The following is a 16,743-nucleotide window of genomic DNA, read 5'->3' as shown; positions in this document are numbered from 1 at the left end:
CAAGCGGAACGTCAGTTTTCCTACCCCATCGGGTAGTTGTCGGTCTGCTCGAAAACGTGCGACGGCGTCACACCCTCTTCGCACACGAGGGCCTGGCGATCCTCGTCAAGTGCCACGTGCAGCACGACAGCCACCGCCGTCGGCGCATCGACGTCCAGCAGTCCGGCCTCCTCCTCGGTGGCCAGCCGCACCATCGTGACGTCCACACCCTCCACTGGAAAACGGCCTGTCTCGCGCCGCACATACAGCGTGGTGCCCTCGGCGATCGGCCCCTTCAGGGCCAGACGCGGCGCAGCATCCGCGACGGCGGGTGGGAACCAGGCGGTCACCAGGCTGTGCGGCGATCCGTCGTCGAGCAGCACCAGCCGGATCCTGCGCAGCGCTTCCTCGCCGGGCTTCAGGCCCAGGGCGTGGGCGATGTGCGACGGGGGCACGGTGCGGTCCGGGACACCGAGGCGGCGGTACGGTGCGCCACCCGACACACGAGTGGAGCCTGCGCGGCGTCCACCCGCAGGCCGTGCGATCGGCGTCTCGGCGACGGTGAATCCGGCACCCTGCCGCGCGACCACCAAGCCGTCGTTGCGCAGGATGTCGTAAGCCTTGACGACAGTGGCCCGCGAGACGGTCCACTGTTCGGCCAGGTCGCGACCGGAGGGCAGCAAGTCGCCAGGGCCGAACTCGCCATTCGCCATACGTATGCGGAGATCCTCAGCGATCTGCTCGTACTTCAGCAGTGGCATGGGCGCGCACTTCCGTTCACTGGACTGGTCCACCGGTGAGCCCACACAATGCCTCACATGACGATCCTTGAGGTAGCGCCGGAGATCGTGAAGTTCTACACGGAAACCATCGACGAGACGGACCGGCTGACCAAGACAGCCGACGGACGGCTGGAGTTGCTGCGCACGCAAGAGCTGCTGCGCCGATACCTCCCAGAGCCGGCTGCTCGGGTGCTCGACGTCGGGGGCGGACCAGGGGTGCACGCCCGGTGGCTCGTCGCGGACGGCTACACGGTGCATCTCGTCGACCCGATCGCCCGGCACATCGACAAGGCCAAGGAGACGGGCGCCACCGTCGAACTGGGCGACGCTCGTGCCCTGGCCGCCGCGGACGCCTCGTACGACGTCGTGCTCGTGCTGGGGCCGCTCTACCACCTACTCGACCGCGCCGACCGCGACCAGGCTCTCGCGGAGGCCTACCGCGTACTCAAGCCCGGCGGTCTCCTGGCGGCGGCCGGCATCAATCGGTACGCATCACTGTTCGAGCACGCCGCGTTCGCCCACCTGCACGAGGAGCCCATGCAGAGGAGCATCGGCGGCATCCTCGCCACGCAGATCCATGACGGCAAGAAGGCCTTCACCGCCGCGTTCTTCCACAGCGGTGAGCAACTGCGCGGCGAGGTGGCTGCTGCGGGCTTCGAGGAGGCCGAGGTCTTCGGCGTCGAAGGCCCGGCCTGGTCCATGCTCGCGGCGGCAGAGCGGAACACCGGCGAGTCCTTCCGCGACGCGGACCTGTTCCAGTCGGTGCTGACCGCGGCACGCATGGCCGAGCCGTATCCGGAGCTTCTCGCGGCGAGCTCCCATCTGCTGGCGATTGGACGACGTCCCGGCTGACCTCGGGAAACACAACGCGTTGTACTCGGACACAGCGGGCCGGTCGGCATCGCACACGGTCGGCGAAGCGCGGGCGAGGATCCGCGAGTTGCTGTCGAACCGAGGGAACGTCGTGACCACCCTCGCCGTGACCGGACACGTGCGGATGAGGCGGTGCCTGTCCTGCACAAGAACTTCTCGCGGCGTCGATCCCTACGCCCCCGCCGCCCTTCGACCCCGTCGGCGCACTAGTTCCGCCAGGCCTCGGCGGGTGGCGGCGAGGATCACTCGGTCCTCGGCGCGCAGCACACGGGTGTCCGGGAGGTCCCAGAGGAGGCCGGAGCCGCCCTGGCCTTCGCGGCCGGTGTCCAGGGCCAGGACGCGCCAGTAGCCCGGCCGGAAGGCCTGCCCGACCGTCCTGCCCTCCAGTTGGGCGTGGCCGCCGACCTCCAGGGCGGCGAAGAGCAGTACCCGGCGTTCGACCGGGATCGCGCCCAGGATCTGGCGGCCCATCATCGCCCCGGCGAACGACGGCGCCGAGAGGTGGGAGACGCTGCGGCTGCGGGTCAGCGCCTGGGGGTGCGCGGCGCGCAGGGTGCGGTAGACGGCGGTCGCGAAGTCGTCGTCGTAGAGACGGAGCACGACCCGCAGGTCGGGGCGGAGCGAGCGGGCGTACAGGGACGCTTCGAGGTTCGTGGTGTCGGAGCTGGTCACCGCGAGCAGGGCGTGGGCGCGGTGGATCTTCGCGGCCTCCAGGACGCCTTCCTGGGTGACGTCGCCCAGGACGACCGGCACCCGTAGCCGGCGGGCCACCGCGAGTCCGCGTGCCTCTGGGCCCGCCTCGACGCACACCACGGGGATGTTCAGCTCGCGCAGCCGGATCAGCACACGGGTGCCGATCTTGCCGAGCCCGAGGAGTACGACGTGGCCGCCGAGGCCCCGGGGCGGTCGGCGCAGCGCTCCCGCCCCGCGGAACGTGCCGAGCGCCTCCAGGACCGCCGCCAGCAGCACCGGCAGCAGCAGCAACCCGACCAGTCCGGAGAGGAGTTGGAGGACCTGCCGTTCGGTGGTCGAGCCGATCGCCGGGTCGTTGATGGAGAAGAGGTCCAGCAGCGTCAGGTACAGCGCCCCCAGCGGATGGATTCCGGTCGCCAGCCACAACGCCGCCGCCAGCGCGAACACACACCCGACCAGGCCTGCCAGCGACCACCTGAGCCGCCGTGAGAACAGCGAGGCGAACGACGCCACCACTCCGACTCCCCGCCCGGACTGCACGGCCGGTCCGGCGGAGTACGCGACCTGCTCCAGGACGACCGACCCGCGCCTGCCGGCCGCGGCCGCATCCCGCACCGTCGCCGCGTCGGGCAGCAGCAGCGGCCCCTGCTCCCCGCTGGCGTCGGAACCGTCCGCGAAGGCCGGGTCGTTGCTGTTCGCGGAGAGCAGCGCGAGCGTGGGCAGGCCCGGCGGGTCGGCCTCCCCGGGCCCGGTCGGCAGCCGTTCGACGGCCCGCAGCAGGAGCCCGTTCGTCTGGACGACCTTGGTGGTGCCGGCGACGGCGGTCGCGGCGAGTGCGGGCGCGGCGGTGTCGGCGTCGGACAGGACGGTCGTCGAGGCGTCGCTCGCCGAGCCGTCCCCCGGTACGCCGCCGGTGGCCAACGCGGCTGCCTGGTCGAGGAGTTCCTCGATGTGCTGGCCCAACCGCCGGTTGTACAGCCGTAGGACGAGCCGCAGTCTGGGGTTGAGCCGGCGGGCGGTGAGGGCGGCGCGGATGTTGGTCTCGTCGTCGTCGTACACGAGCGCCAGTGCGGCGGCCCGCTCCACGCCCGCCTCGGCGAGCACGGCCTCGGTCGCCTCGACGGCCTCCAACGTGCGCTGGCCGTCAGCGGGTTCGCCCGGGGCGGCGGTGATCGTGCCGTTGCCCGCTGCCCGGTTGACGGCCGCGCTCACCACGCGGTCGAGCAGCGCCGCCGACACCGCGCGGGCCCGCCCGACGACCGGCGGCCGTGCCGTCCGTTCGGCGGGCGGCACGACGAGCGTGACCTGTTCCTCGTACACGCCCCGCAGTTCGGCGGCGAGCCGGTGCGCGAGACCGTCGTCGCCGCACACCACCATGTGCGCGCCGGCAGAGCCCGGCGGCGGCTGACCCTGATTCGGAACGCTCCCCACGAGGGAGAAGACTGCCTCACCGGGACGGGAGGTTCCACGGCGGACGTGAACACACATGAACAACCGGCGCGGAACTCCCGTATGAAAGGGGAGGGAATGCAGGAAACCGACAGCGACGACAGCAGGGCGAACACGGAAGCCGGAGGTGCGCGACCCGTGGCCATCACCAAGGCGGCTCCGCGTGAGGAGGGCACGCGCCACGACCGACGGGAGACGCCTCCCGCGCCGGACGAGCCCAGGCGGCTGACCTCCCCCCTCGTCCTGACCATGCTGCTGCTCCTGATGGTGCTGCTGCAGAGCCCCATCCGCCGCGCGCTGTCCGCACCGGTGATGCAGAGCTGGACGACCGTCTTCGTGGCCGTCGTGGTCCAGGCGCTGCCGTTCCTGGTGCTGGGGGTGCTGCTGTCGGCGGCGATCGCCGTCTACGTGCCCCCCTCCTTCTTCGCCCGCGCGCTCCCCTCCCGCCCCGCGCTCGCCGTCCCGGTCGCCGGGGTCGCGGGCGCGGTGCTGCCCGGCTGCGAGTGCGCGTCGGTGCCGGTGGCCGGCGCGCTGGTCCGCCGGGGGGTGACCCCGGCCGCGGCCCTCGCCTTCCTCCTCTCCGCCCCGGCGATCAACCCGATCGTGCTGACGGCGACGGCCGTGGCGTTCCCCCGCAACCCCGAGATGGTGCTGGCCCGGTTCGTGGCCAGCCTGTTCGCGGCGTGCGTGATGGGCTGGCTGTGGCAGCGGCTGGGCCGCCCGGACTGGCTGCGCCTGCCGACCCACGCGCCGCACGAGGGGGAGACCAAGGGCGCGGCGTTCTGGGACTCGGTCCGCCACGATGTGATGCACGCGGGCGGCTTCCTGGTCGTGGGCGCGATGGCGGCGGCGACCCTGAAGGCCGTCGCCCCGCAGGAATGGCTGCGCACGGCGGCGGACAACCCGCTGCTGGCGGTCCTGACGCTCGCCGTCCTCGCGGTGGTCCTCTCCATCTGCTCGGAGGCGGACGCGTTCGTCGCCGCGTCGCTGACCCAGTTCTCCCTCACGGCCAAACTGGCCTTCCTGGTGGTCGGCCCGATGATCGACCTCAAGCTGTTCGCCATGCAGGCGGGCACGTTCGGCCGGGGCTTCGCCCTGCGCTTCGCCCCGGCGACGTTCGTGCTGGCCATCGCGTCGGCGGTCCTGACGGGATGGATCCTCCTGTGAACCGACAGTCCCAGGCGGCCGTCCTCTTCCTGCTCGGCGCGGCCCTCCTGCACGCGGGCGCCACCGACCTCTACCTCCGCTACGTCAAGGCGGGCCTGCAACCGCTCCTGCTGGCGTCCGGCGCGGTCCTGATCGCGACCTCACTGGCGACGGCCTGGTACGAACGCCGCAGGACGAAGCACCAGCAGGCGAAGCACCGGCAGGTGCAGCAACAGCATGCGAAGCACCAGCAGAAGGAGGCCGGCGAAGTCGAGGGCGACGAGGGCGACGAGGGCGACGAGGGCGACGAGGGTGGGGAGGTCGCCCACGCCCACCCCGAACCCCGTGTCTCCTGGCTCCTGATCCTCCCCCTCCTGGCGCTGATCCTCGTCGCCCCGCCGGCCCTGGGCTCGTACAGCGCGACCCGCACCGGCACGGCCCTGCAGGAACCCCTCGCCTATCCGGCGCTCCCCGCGACGAACCCGCTCCCCCTCAGCGTCGTCGACTACGCGGGCCGAGCCGTCTACGACCACGGCCGCACCCTCACCGGACGCGAGGTCCAGCTCACGGGCTTCGTCGCCCTGGACCACGACGGCACCCCCTACCTGGTCCGCATGGCCCTCAACTGCTGCGCCGCCGACGCCCAGCCGGTCAAGGTCGGCCTGACCGGCGACATCCCCCCGGTCCTCCAGCCGGACACCTGGCTGACCGTCACCGGCGCCTACACCCCGCGCACTGCCCACGACCCGGTCAACAACGGCCCGATCCCCTTCCTCAAGGTGACCGCCGCCAAGCCGACCGCGACCCCGCGGGACCCCTACGACGAGTCGTGGAACAACTGACCGGACACCGCACGGGACGAACCACCCTGCGCTACCTCCCGGTTACGCCCCCCTCAACCCCTGGTGGCCGGGCGGTGATCGCCTCATGATGGGGGCATGACGGCGGCCTCGCGTGCCCTGACACGACTGGCGACCTGGCCGGACCTCGCAGAGGACCGGCCCAGCTGCGGCACCGGTCGGGCATTGCGCTCGGGTGGCGTCGAGATCGCGCACTTCCATTCCGACATGAGCGTCGACCTGCACCTCACCGCCAGAGCGATCCGGCGGTTCGAGAGGGACCTGAGGCATTCCACGGCCATCCGGCTGTTTCCGGGCTCGCCCTGGGTGACCGTCCACCTGGAGTGCGAGACGGACATCGACCTGCTCATGACGCTGGTCAGCGCCGCCCTCCAGGCCCACCAGAGGAACCCGGCGGCCGACGACGCGGCCCTCCCGCGCTGCAACGACCACCGGGAAGCGGCCCTCACCCGCGACGGCGTCGACGGCGTCTGAAACCTTCCGCACCCCTGGGCAACCTTCCGCACCCCTCAGCGCCCTTCCGCAGCCCTCAGCACCCTTCCGCGCCTTTCCGCGCCTTTCCGCGTCTTTCAACGGCCGGTGCCGTTCGGAAGGTTGAGTCTCTCTTGGTGAGAATGTAATTTACGTTTACAGAGAGGGTCCTGCTCGTATGCTCTGAACGCGCGGAAGGAACCGAACATGGAACGGGACGATCTGATCCTGGTCAGCGTGGACGACCACATCATCGAGCCGCCGGACATCTTCGTGAACCACCTGCCGAAGCGGTACCGCGACGACGCCCCGCGCCTGGTCCACCGCGAGGACGGCAGCGACGTCTGGCAGTTCCGCGACAACACCGTGGGCAACGCCGCGCTCAACGCCGTGGCCGGGCGGCCGAAGGAGGAGTACGGCCTCGACCCGCAGGGCATGGACGAGATCCGGCCCGGCTGCTACGACGTCCACGAGCGGGTCAAGGACATGAACGCCGGCGGGGTCCTCGCCCAGATGAACTTCCCGTCCTTCCCCGGCTTCTCCGCGAGGATGTTCGCCACCGAGGACTCCGACTTCTCGCTCGCCCTCGTGCGCGCCTACAACGACTGGCACATCGACGAGTGGTGCGGGGCGTATCCCGGACGGTTCATCCCCATGGCCCTGCCCGCCATCTGGGACGCCGAGCTGTGCGCGGCCGAGCTGCGCCGCGTCGCCGCCAAGGGCTGTCACTCGATGACCTTCCCCGAGAACCCGGCCGCCCTCGGCTACCCGAGCTTCCACGACCCCTACTGGAACCCCCTGTGGCAGGCGGCCTGCGACACGAACACCGTGCTGTCGATCCACATCGGCTCCTCGGGACGCCTCGCCATCCCGGCCGTCGACTCACCGCCCGACGTGATGATCACCCTCCAGCCGATCAACCTCGTCCAGGCCGCCGCCGACCTGCTGTGGTCCCGGGTCCTCAAGGAGTACCCCGACCTCAGGATCGCCCTGTCCGAGGGCGGCACGGGCTGGATCCCGTACTTCCTGGAGCGCGTGGACCGCACGTTCGAGATGCACGCGGCCTGGACCCTCCAGGACTTCGGCGGCAAGCTGCCCTCCGAGGTCTTCCGGGAACACTTCCTGACCTGCTTCATCACCGACAGGCTGGGCGTACGGCTCCGCCACGACATCGGCATCGACAACATCGCCTGGGAGGGCGACTACCCGCACAGCGACTCCCTGTGGCCGGACGCGCCCGAGCAACTGCACGGCGTGCTGCGGGAGTGCTCCGTGCCGGACGACGACATCGCCAAGATGACCCACGAGAACGCGATGCGCTGGTACTCCTTCGACCCCTTCCGTCACATCCCCCGGGACCGGGCCACCGTGGGCGCGCTGCGCAAGGCCGCCGCGGGGCACGACGTCGGCATCCGGCCCCGCAGCCGGCAGCTGACGGAGCCGGTGGACAAGCTGGAGGCCTTCCGGGAGCGGGCCAGGGCGGCGATCGCGGCGGCCAAGTAGGCCACCGGGCCGGACCTCGGCGGCTTGGGACCTGGTGAGCTGACGGCCCGTCAGATATCGTCTGCTGCGCCGACGCACGTGCCGACGCGGAAGCCGAGCGGAAGCCGGCGCAGCAGACACGTGCGTCGGCGCAGCAGACGACGCAGAAGGGGTGAGCGCCATGGAGACCGACCCGGACCGTTCGACCCGTACCTCCCGCAGCCCGCAGCCGTCGGGGGATCCCCGCTGGGTGGCGATGTTCTACGACCCGTCCTCGGCGTCCTGGCGGCAGGCCGCCGAGTCCCCCGACCGCACGCCCGTGCTGTACGCGATCGGTGAGATGACCCAGGTCAAACGGGCCCGGGGCGACGAGGCGGCCGTCGCCCTGTGGGGCCCGAAGGACGGCGAGTGGCAGCGCTTCGACCCGTCTGCGGCGGCTGCCCCGACGGAGGCGGACTCCGGGGCGGAGGCTGGCTCCCCGGCGGAGGCCCTCTCCCCGGCGCCGGCCGACGGCGCCGCCCGCCCCGGCCACGCCAAGCTCGCGGAACGCATGGAGGACCGTCGGCATCAGGTCCTCATGGCGGGCCTGAGCAAGGCCGGCCTCTACGACCTCACCCCGGACGACGTGACGGCCGTCCGGACCCTGGTCGACAGGGTCGACGAGACCACGCTGCGGCGGGTCGCCCACTGGATGGCGGTGGCCGGCGCACCGGCCGGGTGACCGTCAGCCGACGGCGGCAGGGGAGGCCGAGGCCGTCGGATAGCTCCACCGGAACGACTCCAGCGCCCGGGCCCTCGCCTCCACGACCGCCATGCGCGCCGCCCGTTCGACGGGGTCGACGTGCGATGCCTGGCCCGTCACCTGGCCGTCCCGCTTCCGGTAGTGCAGGCCGACCTCCGCCGTGAACCAGCCGCGGCTCACCGAGTTGAGCGCCAGCAGCAGCCCGGTGTCCTCGGAGGCGGGCAGGGCCATCCAGCCGCCGAGGGCGGTCAGGAGGTTCCGGCGGGCGAAGAGGCTGGCCGGGTGCACCGGTGCGCGGAAGTCGTGGGCCTTCCAGTGGGCGAGGACGGTCCCCCGCTCGATCGGCCCCTCGGCCGGGTCGCCGGGGAAGCCGGCCGTGGAGCCGTCCGGGAACAGGTCGAGGACGCGCGAGGTCGCCCAGCCGAGGTCCGGGTCGCCCTCCAGCGAGGCCAGGTCGCGGGCGAGCGCGCCGGGCGCCAGCCGGTCGTCGGCGTCGAGGACCTTCACGTACTCGCCCTCGGCGTGCGCGAGCGCGAGCGTGCGGGCGACCCCGGGGCCGCCGGCGCGCCCCTGGCGGAAGGTCACGCGAGCGTCGGCGACCGGCACGTGGCGCGCGACCTCGTTCGTCGTGCCGTCCTCGCGGATCACCCACTGCCACTCCCACCCCGTGGGCAACTCCTGTGCGCGCAGCGACTCGTAGGCCTCGGGCAGGTAGCGGGCCGGCGGGGCGTGGACGGCGGTGACGATGACGATGCGCCGGCTCACGGCGGCACTCACCACTTTTCCAGACGGGTGGTGAACAGCAGTTCGGTGCGGTCGGCGGGCAGGGTGACGTCGGAGACGTCCACCACGCGGCCGTCGACGGCGTACGACGTCTTGCGGAGCAGGATCACCGGCGTCCCCGGCGGCAGGTCCAGCTCCCGGGCCTCCTGCGGGGTCGGCGGGCGAGCGGTGAGGCGCTCCTCGACGCGGTCCACCTCGATGCCGACGGTGTGCAGTTGGCTCTGGGTGCCGCCGGGCCACGGCTCCCTGGTCTCGTCCAGCAGCTCGGGGTTCACGGCGACCATCGCGTGCACGAGGTAGGAGGTGACGAGGTTGTGCGGGGCGTGGCCGGTGGCGCAGCGGGTGCGGTAGGAGCGCTTGAGGAGTGGGGTGCCCGGCGGGACGCCGAACGCGTCCGCGAGCGGTTCGGGGGCCTCGATCCTTCGGTACGCGGCGTGGAAGACCAGTTCCTCGGAGGGGAGGCCGGTGTCGCGTTCCGTCGCTCCGGTTGCGGCACGGGCGGTTTCCGGGCAGCGGGCCCGGTCCTTCTCCCACTGGTGCCTGCCGTTGTCACGGACGGCGATCACTCGGTAGGCCTTGGGCACGGCACCACGGTAAGGGTCCCGGCCCGCTCGGCCCGTGATCCCAGGTCGCCGGGTAGTCGCCGGGCAGTCGGTGGGCGGTCGGCGGGCGCGAAGAGGCCCGGTCGCTGGCGACGGGGGATGCACCAGCGACCGGGCTATGGCCAAGGCTAACAAGGCAGGCAGTCGGACGGGAGTCGACTTCTCAGCTGCCTTGCCGTTGTGATCGGGATCACTGTCACGCCGCCGTGTTTGCTTAACCGTCGCTTATCCCTCACGTATCCCCCCGATCACTCCTCACACGGAGGGTCGTACGACAGCCTGGGCAGGTACTCGTGCCATGTGTCAGCCGTCAGCACGCCCCGCGTGGTCGCGCAGATACAGCTGATCGCCGCGTCGACGTCCAGGTTCCACAGCCGTACGGTGTCGGCGCCGCTGGAGACGCCGAGCAGATGGCTGCCCGGGCTGAACGACAGGAAGTCGCCGGTCTTGGCGTTCGGGCTCATGGACTGCCCGATGGGGGAGGCCGATCCCGGGTCGGACACGCTCCACAGCCGGACCGTGTTGTCGTTGCCGCCGCTCGCCAGGGTGCGGCCGTCCTGGCTGAACGTGAGCGACACGACCGCTTCGGTGTGCCCGGCCAGGGGCCTGCTCGACTCGCTCGCGTCGAGCGGGTCGGAGACGTCCCACAGCCGGACGGTGTCGTCGTCGCCGCCGCTGGCCAGCGTATGACCGTCCGGGCTGTAGGCGAGGACGTTGACGGGTCCGCCGTGCCCCGTGAGGGGTGCGCCGAGGCGGGTGACATGGCGGGGGTCGGCGACGTTCCAGAGCCGGATGGCGGCGTCCGCGCTGCCGCTGGCGAGGGTACGGCTGTCCGGGCTGAAGGCCAGGCTGTTGATGAAACCCTTGTGGCCGGTGAGCGGTGCGCCGAGCTTGACGGCGTGCGACGGGTCGGAGACGTCCCACAGCTGGATGGTGCGGTCGTCGTACGGGGTCGCCAGCGTGCGCCCGTCCGGGCTGTACGTCAGCGTGTCGGAGCCCGTGAAGCGGGTCCGCAGGGTGAGGGGCTTGCCGTAGGGGGCGGGGTGGGCCGGGTCGGTCACGTTCCACAGGTACAGCTGCCGGTTTCCGTTCAGCACCGCGAGCGTGCGGCCGTCGGGGGAGAACGTCAGCATGCGCTGGTCGCCGTCCCCCGGCATGAACGGTTCTCCCATCGCCACGGGCCGGCCGGGAACCCGCACGTTCCACAGCCGGATCCGCCCGTCGCGCGCGGCGGTGGCCAGCACCTGCCCGTCCGGGCGGAACGCCCCGCTGCGGCCGACCATGTCCGACGTCGGCACCGACCACAGCCGCACCTTGCTGTCGCCGCTGCCCGTGGCGAGGGTCCTGCCGTCGGGACTGAAGCCCACGGCGTACATCTCGCCGCTTCCTCCCGCGAGCGGCTCGCCGACCTGCGACGGGTAGGCGGGGTCGCTGACGTTCCACAGGCTGGCCGTGCTGTCCGCGCTGCCGGCCGCGAGGGTCCGGCCGTCGGGGCTGAAGGCCACCGACCAGACGGGACCGGTGTGGCCGGTGAGCGGCGAGCCCAACTGGGTCGCGCGGCGCGGGTCGACGACGTTCCACAGCCGGATGGTGTCGTCCGCGCTGCCGCTGGCGAGGGTGCTGCCGTCGGGGCTGAAGGCCAGCGAGTGGACGGTGTCGGTGTGCCCGGTGAGGACCTTGCCGATCGGCTCGGGACGACCCGGATCGGCCGTGTCCCACAGCCGGATCGTGTTGTCGTCGCCGCCCGTCGCCAGGAGCCGTCCGTCGGGGCTGAACGCCACGGAACGCACCGCCGCCGTATGCCCGGTCAGCGGTGCGCCGAGCGGCCGCGCCCGGTCGCGATCGGTCACGTCCCACAGCCGTACGGTGCGGTCCTCGGCGGCCGACGCCAGCGTCCGCCCGTCCGGACTGAACGCGAGCAGGTAGATCGTGCCGGTGTGGCCGGTCAGGGGCGCCCCGAGAGCGCGCGGGCGAGCGGGGTCGCGGACGTCCCACAGACGGACGGTGCCGTCGTCCCCGGCGCTGGCGAGCGTGCGGCCGTCCGGGCTGAAGACCGCGCTGCTCACCCAACTCGTGTGCCCGGTGAGCGGCTTGCCCAGCCGCTTGGGGTGCGAGCGGTCGCTCACGTCCCACAGCCGCACCGTCCGGTCGTAGCCGGCGGTGGCCAGGACCTTGCCGTCCGGGCTGAACGAGGTGAGATAGACGGCGCCGGTGTGGCCGAGGACAGGCGTGGCCAGCGGCGCGTTCACGATCGAGATCAGGCGATTGCTCGTGCCCTCGTCGTCCGGCCGCAGGTCGTGCGCCACCAGGTCGAGCTGGGCGGACGGCGACGGATCCGTGTACTGGACCCGGTCGGCCTCCGCGACGACCTGCTCGAACACGGCGTCGTTGCGCTGCTGCCAGGCGACGAAGGCCGCGCCGACGGCGAGGACCGCCAGCACCACCAGCGCCGACACCGCGCTCCGGAAGATCCACACCGTGCGCCGGCGCAACCGGACCGACGCGGCCAGGAACTCCACCGCGCTGCGGGTCAGGAACGTGTTGCCGGCCGACTTCGCCCAGCTGCGGGCCTGTTCCAGCCGGGAACCCCGGTAGAGCAGCGCCGAGTCACGGTTCGAGCCCTCCCAGGCCCGGCCGTCCTCCTCCAGCCGCTGCCGCAGCAGATGGTCGCTGCGGTCCTCGTCGATCCAGTCCCGCAGCCGGGGCCAGGCGTGCAGCAGCGCCTCGTGGGTGATCTCGACGGTCTCCGCGTCCAGGGTCACCAGCCGGGCGCGCACCAGTGCTTCGAGCGACTCCTCCGTCTTGCCGGGGTCGGTCGACTCCGCCGCCAACTGACGGCGCGTGCCCCGCCGCCGGGTGGCCTGGGTGTCCTCCCCGAGCCGGACCAGCCGCAGCAGGAGCAGCCGCGCCGCGGCGCGTGCGGCGGGGTCGAGCCCGGACCAGGCGCGTTCCGCGGTCGCCGCCACCGCGCCCTGGATGCCGCCCGCCGCGCGATAGCCCGCCAGCGTCAGCCGACCCCCCTTGCGACGCTGCCAGGTGGCGAGCAGGGCGTGCGAGAGCAGGGGGAGCACGCCGGCGTGCGCTCCGCGCGGACCGTCGACGGTCACCTCACGGATGATCAGCTCCGCCAGCCCCGGTTCGAGCTCCAGCCCCACGGCCCTGGCCGGCCCGATCACCGCCTCCCGCAACTCCGGCGTGTTCAGCGGCCCGAGCACCATGTGCCGATGCTGGAGGGCGTCGGAGAGCTCGGGATGACTGAGGCACTGCTCATAGAAGTCGGCGCGAATCCCGAGGACTACGAGGACGGGGGGCGGGGTCCCGGTTTCCTTCGCGCTGTCGCTGTCGCTGTCGCTGTGGCTGTGGCTGTGGCTGTCGCTGTCGCTGGCGATGTGGCTGTGGCTGTGGCTGTGGCTTTCGGCGGGGGTGCAGGCCGCGTGCAGGAGCTGGATGAAGAGCCGGCGAACAGCGTCGTCGGGGCAGAGGGTGAAGGCCTCTTCGAATTGGTCGACGATGATGACGGGGCGGGTGGGGGAGGGGGAGGGGGAGGGGGGCGAGGGTGACGGCGAGGGTGACGGCGAGGGTGACGGCGAGGGTGACGGCGAGGGTGACGGCGAGGGTGACGGCGAGGGTGACGGCGAGGGTGACGGCGAGGGCGAGGTCGACGTCGAGGACGGGGACGGGGACGGCGCCGGGGACGAGGGGGCGTCGTGGGCGGCCCACGCGGTGAAGGCCTTCCGTACGGCGCGGGCGAAACGCGGGTTGTCGGGGGTGGGCTCCCCGGCGATGACGGAGGCGAGTTCGGGAATGTGGCGGGTCAGCTCGGCGAGGGGGTCCGCGCCGGGCACGAGCTGCAGGACCTTCGCCCCGCCGCTCCGCTCACCCGGCGCATCGCCCATCGCGCCGTTCTGCAGCGCGGGCACGAGGCCGGCGCTGAGCAGCGAGGACTTTCCCGCCCCGGAGGCGCCGACCAGCATGACCAGGCCGCCCGTCCGCTCCACCGCGCGAAGCTGGCCGACGATGACGTCCGTGCTCCGCTCCCGGCCGAAGAACCAACGGGCGTCCTCCTCACGGTACGAAGCGAGCCCCGGTACGGGCACACGCCCCCGGGGACGCCGGACCCTTCGGCCGGAGGCCGTTCGTCCGCCACGGAGGCGACGGGGACGTCGCCGACGACCGGATCGGCCACCGCCCGCTCCCACAGCCGCTGCCACTGGGCGAGGTCGTACAGACCGGTCGACACCGGCGCGGGCCGCGAGCGGCGCGCCTCGGGTATCAGGACGTGCAGCACCGCGGCGAGGGCGGCGAACTGCGCGGGAACGTTTCTGGCCCGCCGCCAGTCGCTGATCCGCTGGGCGGACACCCGTACGGGCCGCCCCCGTTCATCGACCCGCTGCAGCCGGACGACCGCCTCGGACACGCGCTTGAGGGGGGAGGGTTGCCGGCCTCCTTGTACAGCAGCGCGAGTCGTTCCGCGAAGGCTGTACGCGCCCCCGAGTCGGGACTCAAGGCCTCCACCCCTTACTTCCCCCGCACCTGGAAATCCGGACCGGAAAACCCAGTTTATATGGCTGACCTGCGAAGAAGGGGCTGACCGGACACCGGATCCTCCTCGGATCGGGCCTCAGCTGGCACGATCCCGAGGCAGAAGCGCATCAACCGGGCGCGGTCGACAGCCCCTCGACGGGGCGCGGTCGACGCCGTCCGCACCGTTCGGCAGCGGTCCGCACGAGGGGAGGGACCGGTGCCGAACGGTGCGGCGCGTGCCCCGTCTCGGATGCCGTCGATCAGCAGTCCCGCGGGGACGTGAAGAAGGTCCTGCACGGCCGTTACGAAGGTCCTGCACGGCCGTGCCGACGGTGGTTCTCCCCACCTTTCCGCCCTGGTTGTCGGTGGCGGCCCTTACCGTTGTGTGAGCTGGTGATGGCTCGCTGTCGGGGAGGGGAGGCACGTGCGCAGGGTTCCGCCGGAGATGTTCCGGTTCACCACGGGGGATCGTGCCGATCTCTACGGGGCGGTGCTGCGGGCGTTCGGAGCCGCCAACGAGCGGCTGGAGACGGCCCTCGGGCTCGACGAGGTCCGGGCGCGGCTGCGGACGGTCGGGTGGCTGGACGCGATCACGGACGAGGAACTGCACGACGCGCTCCGCATGCTCCAGCGGTGGAACCTGCTGGACGTCGTCCAGAACCACGCGGAGAACTACCGCACCGCGGAGGAGTACGAGCGCCGCAACCTCCAGTACTCCCTGACCCGCCAGGGCGAGGCCGCCATCGCGGGCGTGGAACACGCGCTGACCGTGCTCGCCTCGACGGGGGCGCTCCAGACCGCCGTACTGGAGGCCGTCACCGACCGGCTCGACGAGCTGTACGTCCTGCTGGAGCAGCCTTCGTCGGCGGACCGCCGGATCTTCAGCACCCTCCAGGAACTGGAGGGGCACCTCGAAGCGCTGCTGGACAACACCAAGACGTTCAACGGGGAACTGCAGCGGCTGCTGCGCGCCGAGGGAGCCGATCCCGGGGTCTTCCGGGAGGTGAAGGCCGCGACGGTGGCGTACCTGCGGGAGTTCCTCGTCAACCTGGACCGGCGTGGCGCCGGGGTCGCCGTGGCGGTGGGCCGCGTGGAGGAGCGCGGCGTCGGGCTGCTCCACGAGCGAGCGCTGCGGGGCGCGGAACTGCCGCCGGCGGCCGGGGCGGACCCGGCGGCCGCCTGGCTGGAGCGGCGCCGGGCGCGCTGGGCGGGGCTGCGGGCCTGGTTCCTGCCCACCGACGGGTCGCCGCCCCGGGTCGAGCAGCTGCACGACGTCGCCCGGCGGGCGATCGTCTCGCTGCTGCAGGTGCTCGACCGGATCACGGAGTCACGGCGGCGCTCGTCCAGCGCCGTCCAGGACTTCCGGGAGCTCGCCCGCTGGTTCGCCGCCGCGCCGGGGGAGGAGGACCTGCACCGGCTGTGGTCGCTGGCCTTCGGACTGGGGTCCGCGCGCCACGCCCACCTCGCGCATCCCGACCCCGAACTGGTCCCGGTCTCCCGGACCTGGGCCGACGCGCCGCCGGTGGAGGTGTCCGCGCTGCTGCGCACCAGCGGCCGCACGGAGCGCTTCACCCGCACCGGCAGGGTGCGGGACATCTCCGCGACGAGAGCCGCGCGAGCCGAGCGCGCCCGCCGGGAACGCGCCGAACTGCAGGCGGCCTGGCAGGCCCTGACCACCGACGGGCGGCCGGTACGGCTCTCCGCCTTCGGCGCGCTCGACCCGGCGGCGTTCGAGCGGCTGCTCGACCTGCTCGGCAGAGCACTGTCGTCCCGCCCGGACAGCACGGGCGTGCGCCGAGCCGTCAGCGCGGACGGCGGGGTGGAGATCCTCCTGGAGGACGTGGCCGCGGCCGCTGACCGGACCGCCCGGCTGCGCACCACGAACGGCGTGATGAGCGGACCGGACTACGTCGTCCGAATCCACGACGCGGACTCGGCCGTCGGGCTGTCGGCCGCTGTGGACTCGGCCGTCGGGCTGTCGGCCGCTGTGGACTCGGCCGTCGGGCTGTCGGGTGCTGTGGACTCGGCCGTCGGGCTGTCGGGTGCTGTGGACACGGCCGCCGGGCTGTCCGCTACAGGACGGGCGGCCGCAGGGCTGGGGGCCGCGGGGCTGTCGGCCGCAGGACGGGTGGCCGCAGGGCTGGGGGCCGCGGGGCCGGTGGCCGCCGCCCATGCGGCGGCCGGGCGTGAGAAGGCTTCGTCGGGCGGGCGTGAGGGCGCCTCGTCGGCCGGGCGTGAGAAGGCTTCGTCGGGCGGGCGTGAGGGCGCCTCGTCGGCCGGGCGTGAGAAGGCTTCGTCGGGCGGGCGTGAGGGCGCCTCGTCGGCCGGGCGTGAGAAGGCTTCGTCGGGCGGGCGTG

General features: G+C 72.6%; 11 protein-coding genes and 1 pseudogene. 7 read left to right on the top strand and 5 right to left on the bottom strand.

The window, feature by feature from the left end:
- Positions 1 to 20: 20 nt before the first annotated feature.
- The gene (locus ACIBAF_RS38910) at positions 21 to 740 is read right to left on the bottom strand and encodes a GntR family transcriptional regulator (RefSeq protein WP_399469725.1); all 720 of its coding nucleotides are present in this window, start codon (positions 738 to 740) and stop codon (positions 21 to 23) included.
- A 57-nt stretch (positions 741 to 797) separates the two neighbouring features.
- Between ACIBAF_RS38910 and ACIBAF_RS38905 the strand changes: the two genes are divergently transcribed.
- The gene (locus ACIBAF_RS38905) at positions 798 to 1,613 is read left to right on the top strand and encodes a class I SAM-dependent methyltransferase (protein WP_399469723.1); all 816 of its coding nucleotides are present in this window, start codon (positions 798 to 800) and stop codon (positions 1,611 to 1,613) included.
- Between the two features lie 192 nt (positions 1,614 to 1,805).
- On the opposite strand, the gene ACIBAF_RS38900 is transcribed toward ACIBAF_RS38905, so the two are convergent.
- Positions 1,806 to 3,704, bottom strand: a complete 1,899-nt coding sequence (locus tag ACIBAF_RS38900) for an NAD-binding protein (RefSeq protein WP_399469816.1) — start codon at positions 3,702 to 3,704, stop codon at positions 1,806 to 1,808.
- A gap of 210 nt (positions 3,705 to 3,914) precedes the next feature.
- Between ACIBAF_RS38900 and ACIBAF_RS38895 the strand changes: the two genes are divergently transcribed.
- The 5 genes from ACIBAF_RS38895 to ACIBAF_RS38875 all read left to right on the top strand — a co-directional run bounded on the left by ACIBAF_RS38895 (position 3,915) and on the right by ACIBAF_RS38875 (position 8,456).
- Entirely contained in the window at positions 3,915 to 4,943 is a 1,029-nt protein-coding gene (locus ACIBAF_RS38895) for a permease (protein ID WP_399469814.1), read from the top strand.
- Positions 4,940 to 5,764, top strand: coding sequence for a TIGR03943 family putative permease subunit (locus ACIBAF_RS38890; RefSeq protein WP_399469721.1), 825 nt, complete (start codon positions 4,940 to 4,942; stop codon positions 5,762 to 5,764). The genes ACIBAF_RS38895 and ACIBAF_RS38890 overlap by 4 nt, the downstream gene beginning before the upstream one ends.
- A 96-nt stretch (positions 5,765 to 5,860) precedes the next feature.
- Positions 5,861 to 6,256 (top strand): luciferase family protein, encoded by a 396-nt coding sequence (locus tag ACIBAF_RS38885; protein WP_399469719.1) that lies wholly within the window; start codon positions 5,861 to 5,863, stop codon positions 6,254 to 6,256.
- Positions 6,257 to 6,460: 204 nt separating this feature from the next.
- The gene (locus ACIBAF_RS38880; RefSeq protein WP_399469717.1) at positions 6,461 to 7,756 is read left to right on the top strand and encodes an amidohydrolase family protein; all 1,296 of its coding nucleotides are present in this window, start codon (positions 6,461 to 6,463) and stop codon (positions 7,754 to 7,756) included.
- Positions 7,757 to 7,916: 160 nt separating this feature from the next.
- Positions 7,917 to 8,456, top strand: coding sequence for a hypothetical protein (locus tag ACIBAF_RS38875; RefSeq protein ID WP_399469715.1), 540 nt, complete (start codon positions 7,917 to 7,919; stop codon positions 8,454 to 8,456).
- Between the two features lie 3 nt (positions 8,457 to 8,459).
- Here the strand turns inward: ACIBAF_RS38875 and ACIBAF_RS38870 are convergent, their stop codons facing one another.
- The 3 genes and pseudogenes from ACIBAF_RS38870 to ACIBAF_RS38860 form a co-directional block, all read right to left on the bottom strand.
- The gene (locus tag ACIBAF_RS38870; RefSeq protein ID WP_399469713.1) at positions 8,460 to 9,242 is read right to left on the bottom strand and encodes a glycosyltransferase family 2 protein; all 783 of its coding nucleotides are present in this window, start codon (positions 9,240 to 9,242) and stop codon (positions 8,460 to 8,462) included.
- 8 nt (positions 9,243 to 9,250) lie between these two features.
- Positions 9,251 to 9,829: pseudogene (locus ACIBAF_RS38865) on the bottom strand (UTRA domain-containing protein); the annotation flags it as partial.
- A 281-nt stretch (positions 9,830 to 10,110) separates the two neighbouring features.
- Positions 10,111 to 13,959, bottom strand: a complete 3,849-nt coding sequence (locus ACIBAF_RS38860; protein ID WP_399469711.1) for a WD40 repeat domain-containing protein — start codon at positions 13,957 to 13,959, stop codon at positions 10,111 to 10,113.
- Positions 13,960 to 14,810: 851 nt separating this feature from the next.
- Between ACIBAF_RS38860 and ACIBAF_RS38855 the strand changes: the two genes are divergently transcribed.
- Positions 14,811 to 16,743 (top strand): TIGR02677 family protein (locus ACIBAF_RS38855; RefSeq protein WP_399469709.1); only part of this gene is annotated, 1,933 nt, incomplete at its 3' end.

This window comes from Streptomyces sp. NPDC051677, from assembly GCF_044453465.1.
GTDB lineage: Bacteria > Actinomycetota > Actinomycetes > Streptomycetales > Streptomycetaceae > Streptomyces.
This window is presented reverse-complemented; position numbering and strand designations above follow the sequence as displayed.

What these genes read in the sequence shown, in the direction of transcription:
- ACIBAF_RS38910 (WP_399469725.1), bottom strand. Translation starts at nt 740, where the DNA reads ATGCCACTGCTGAAGTACGAGCAGATCGCTGAGGATCTCCGCATACGT.
- ACIBAF_RS38905 (WP_399469723.1), top strand. Translation starts at nt 798, where the DNA reads ATGACGATCCTTGAGGTAGCGCCGGAGATCGTGAAGTTCTACACGGAA.
- ACIBAF_RS38900 (WP_399469816.1), bottom strand. Translation starts at nt 3,704, where the DNA reads ATGGTGGTGTGCGGCGACGACGGTCTCGCGCACCGGCTCGCCGCCGAA.
- ACIBAF_RS38885 (WP_399469719.1), top strand. Translation starts at nt 5,861, where the DNA reads ATGACGGCGGCCTCGCGTGCCCTGACACGACTGGCGACCTGGCCGGAC.
- ACIBAF_RS38880 (WP_399469717.1), top strand. Translation starts at nt 6,461, where the DNA reads ATGGAACGGGACGATCTGATCCTGGTCAGCGTGGACGACCACATCATC.
- ACIBAF_RS38875 (WP_399469715.1), top strand. Translation starts at nt 7,917, where the DNA reads ATGGAGACCGACCCGGACCGTTCGACCCGTACCTCCCGCAGCCCGCAG.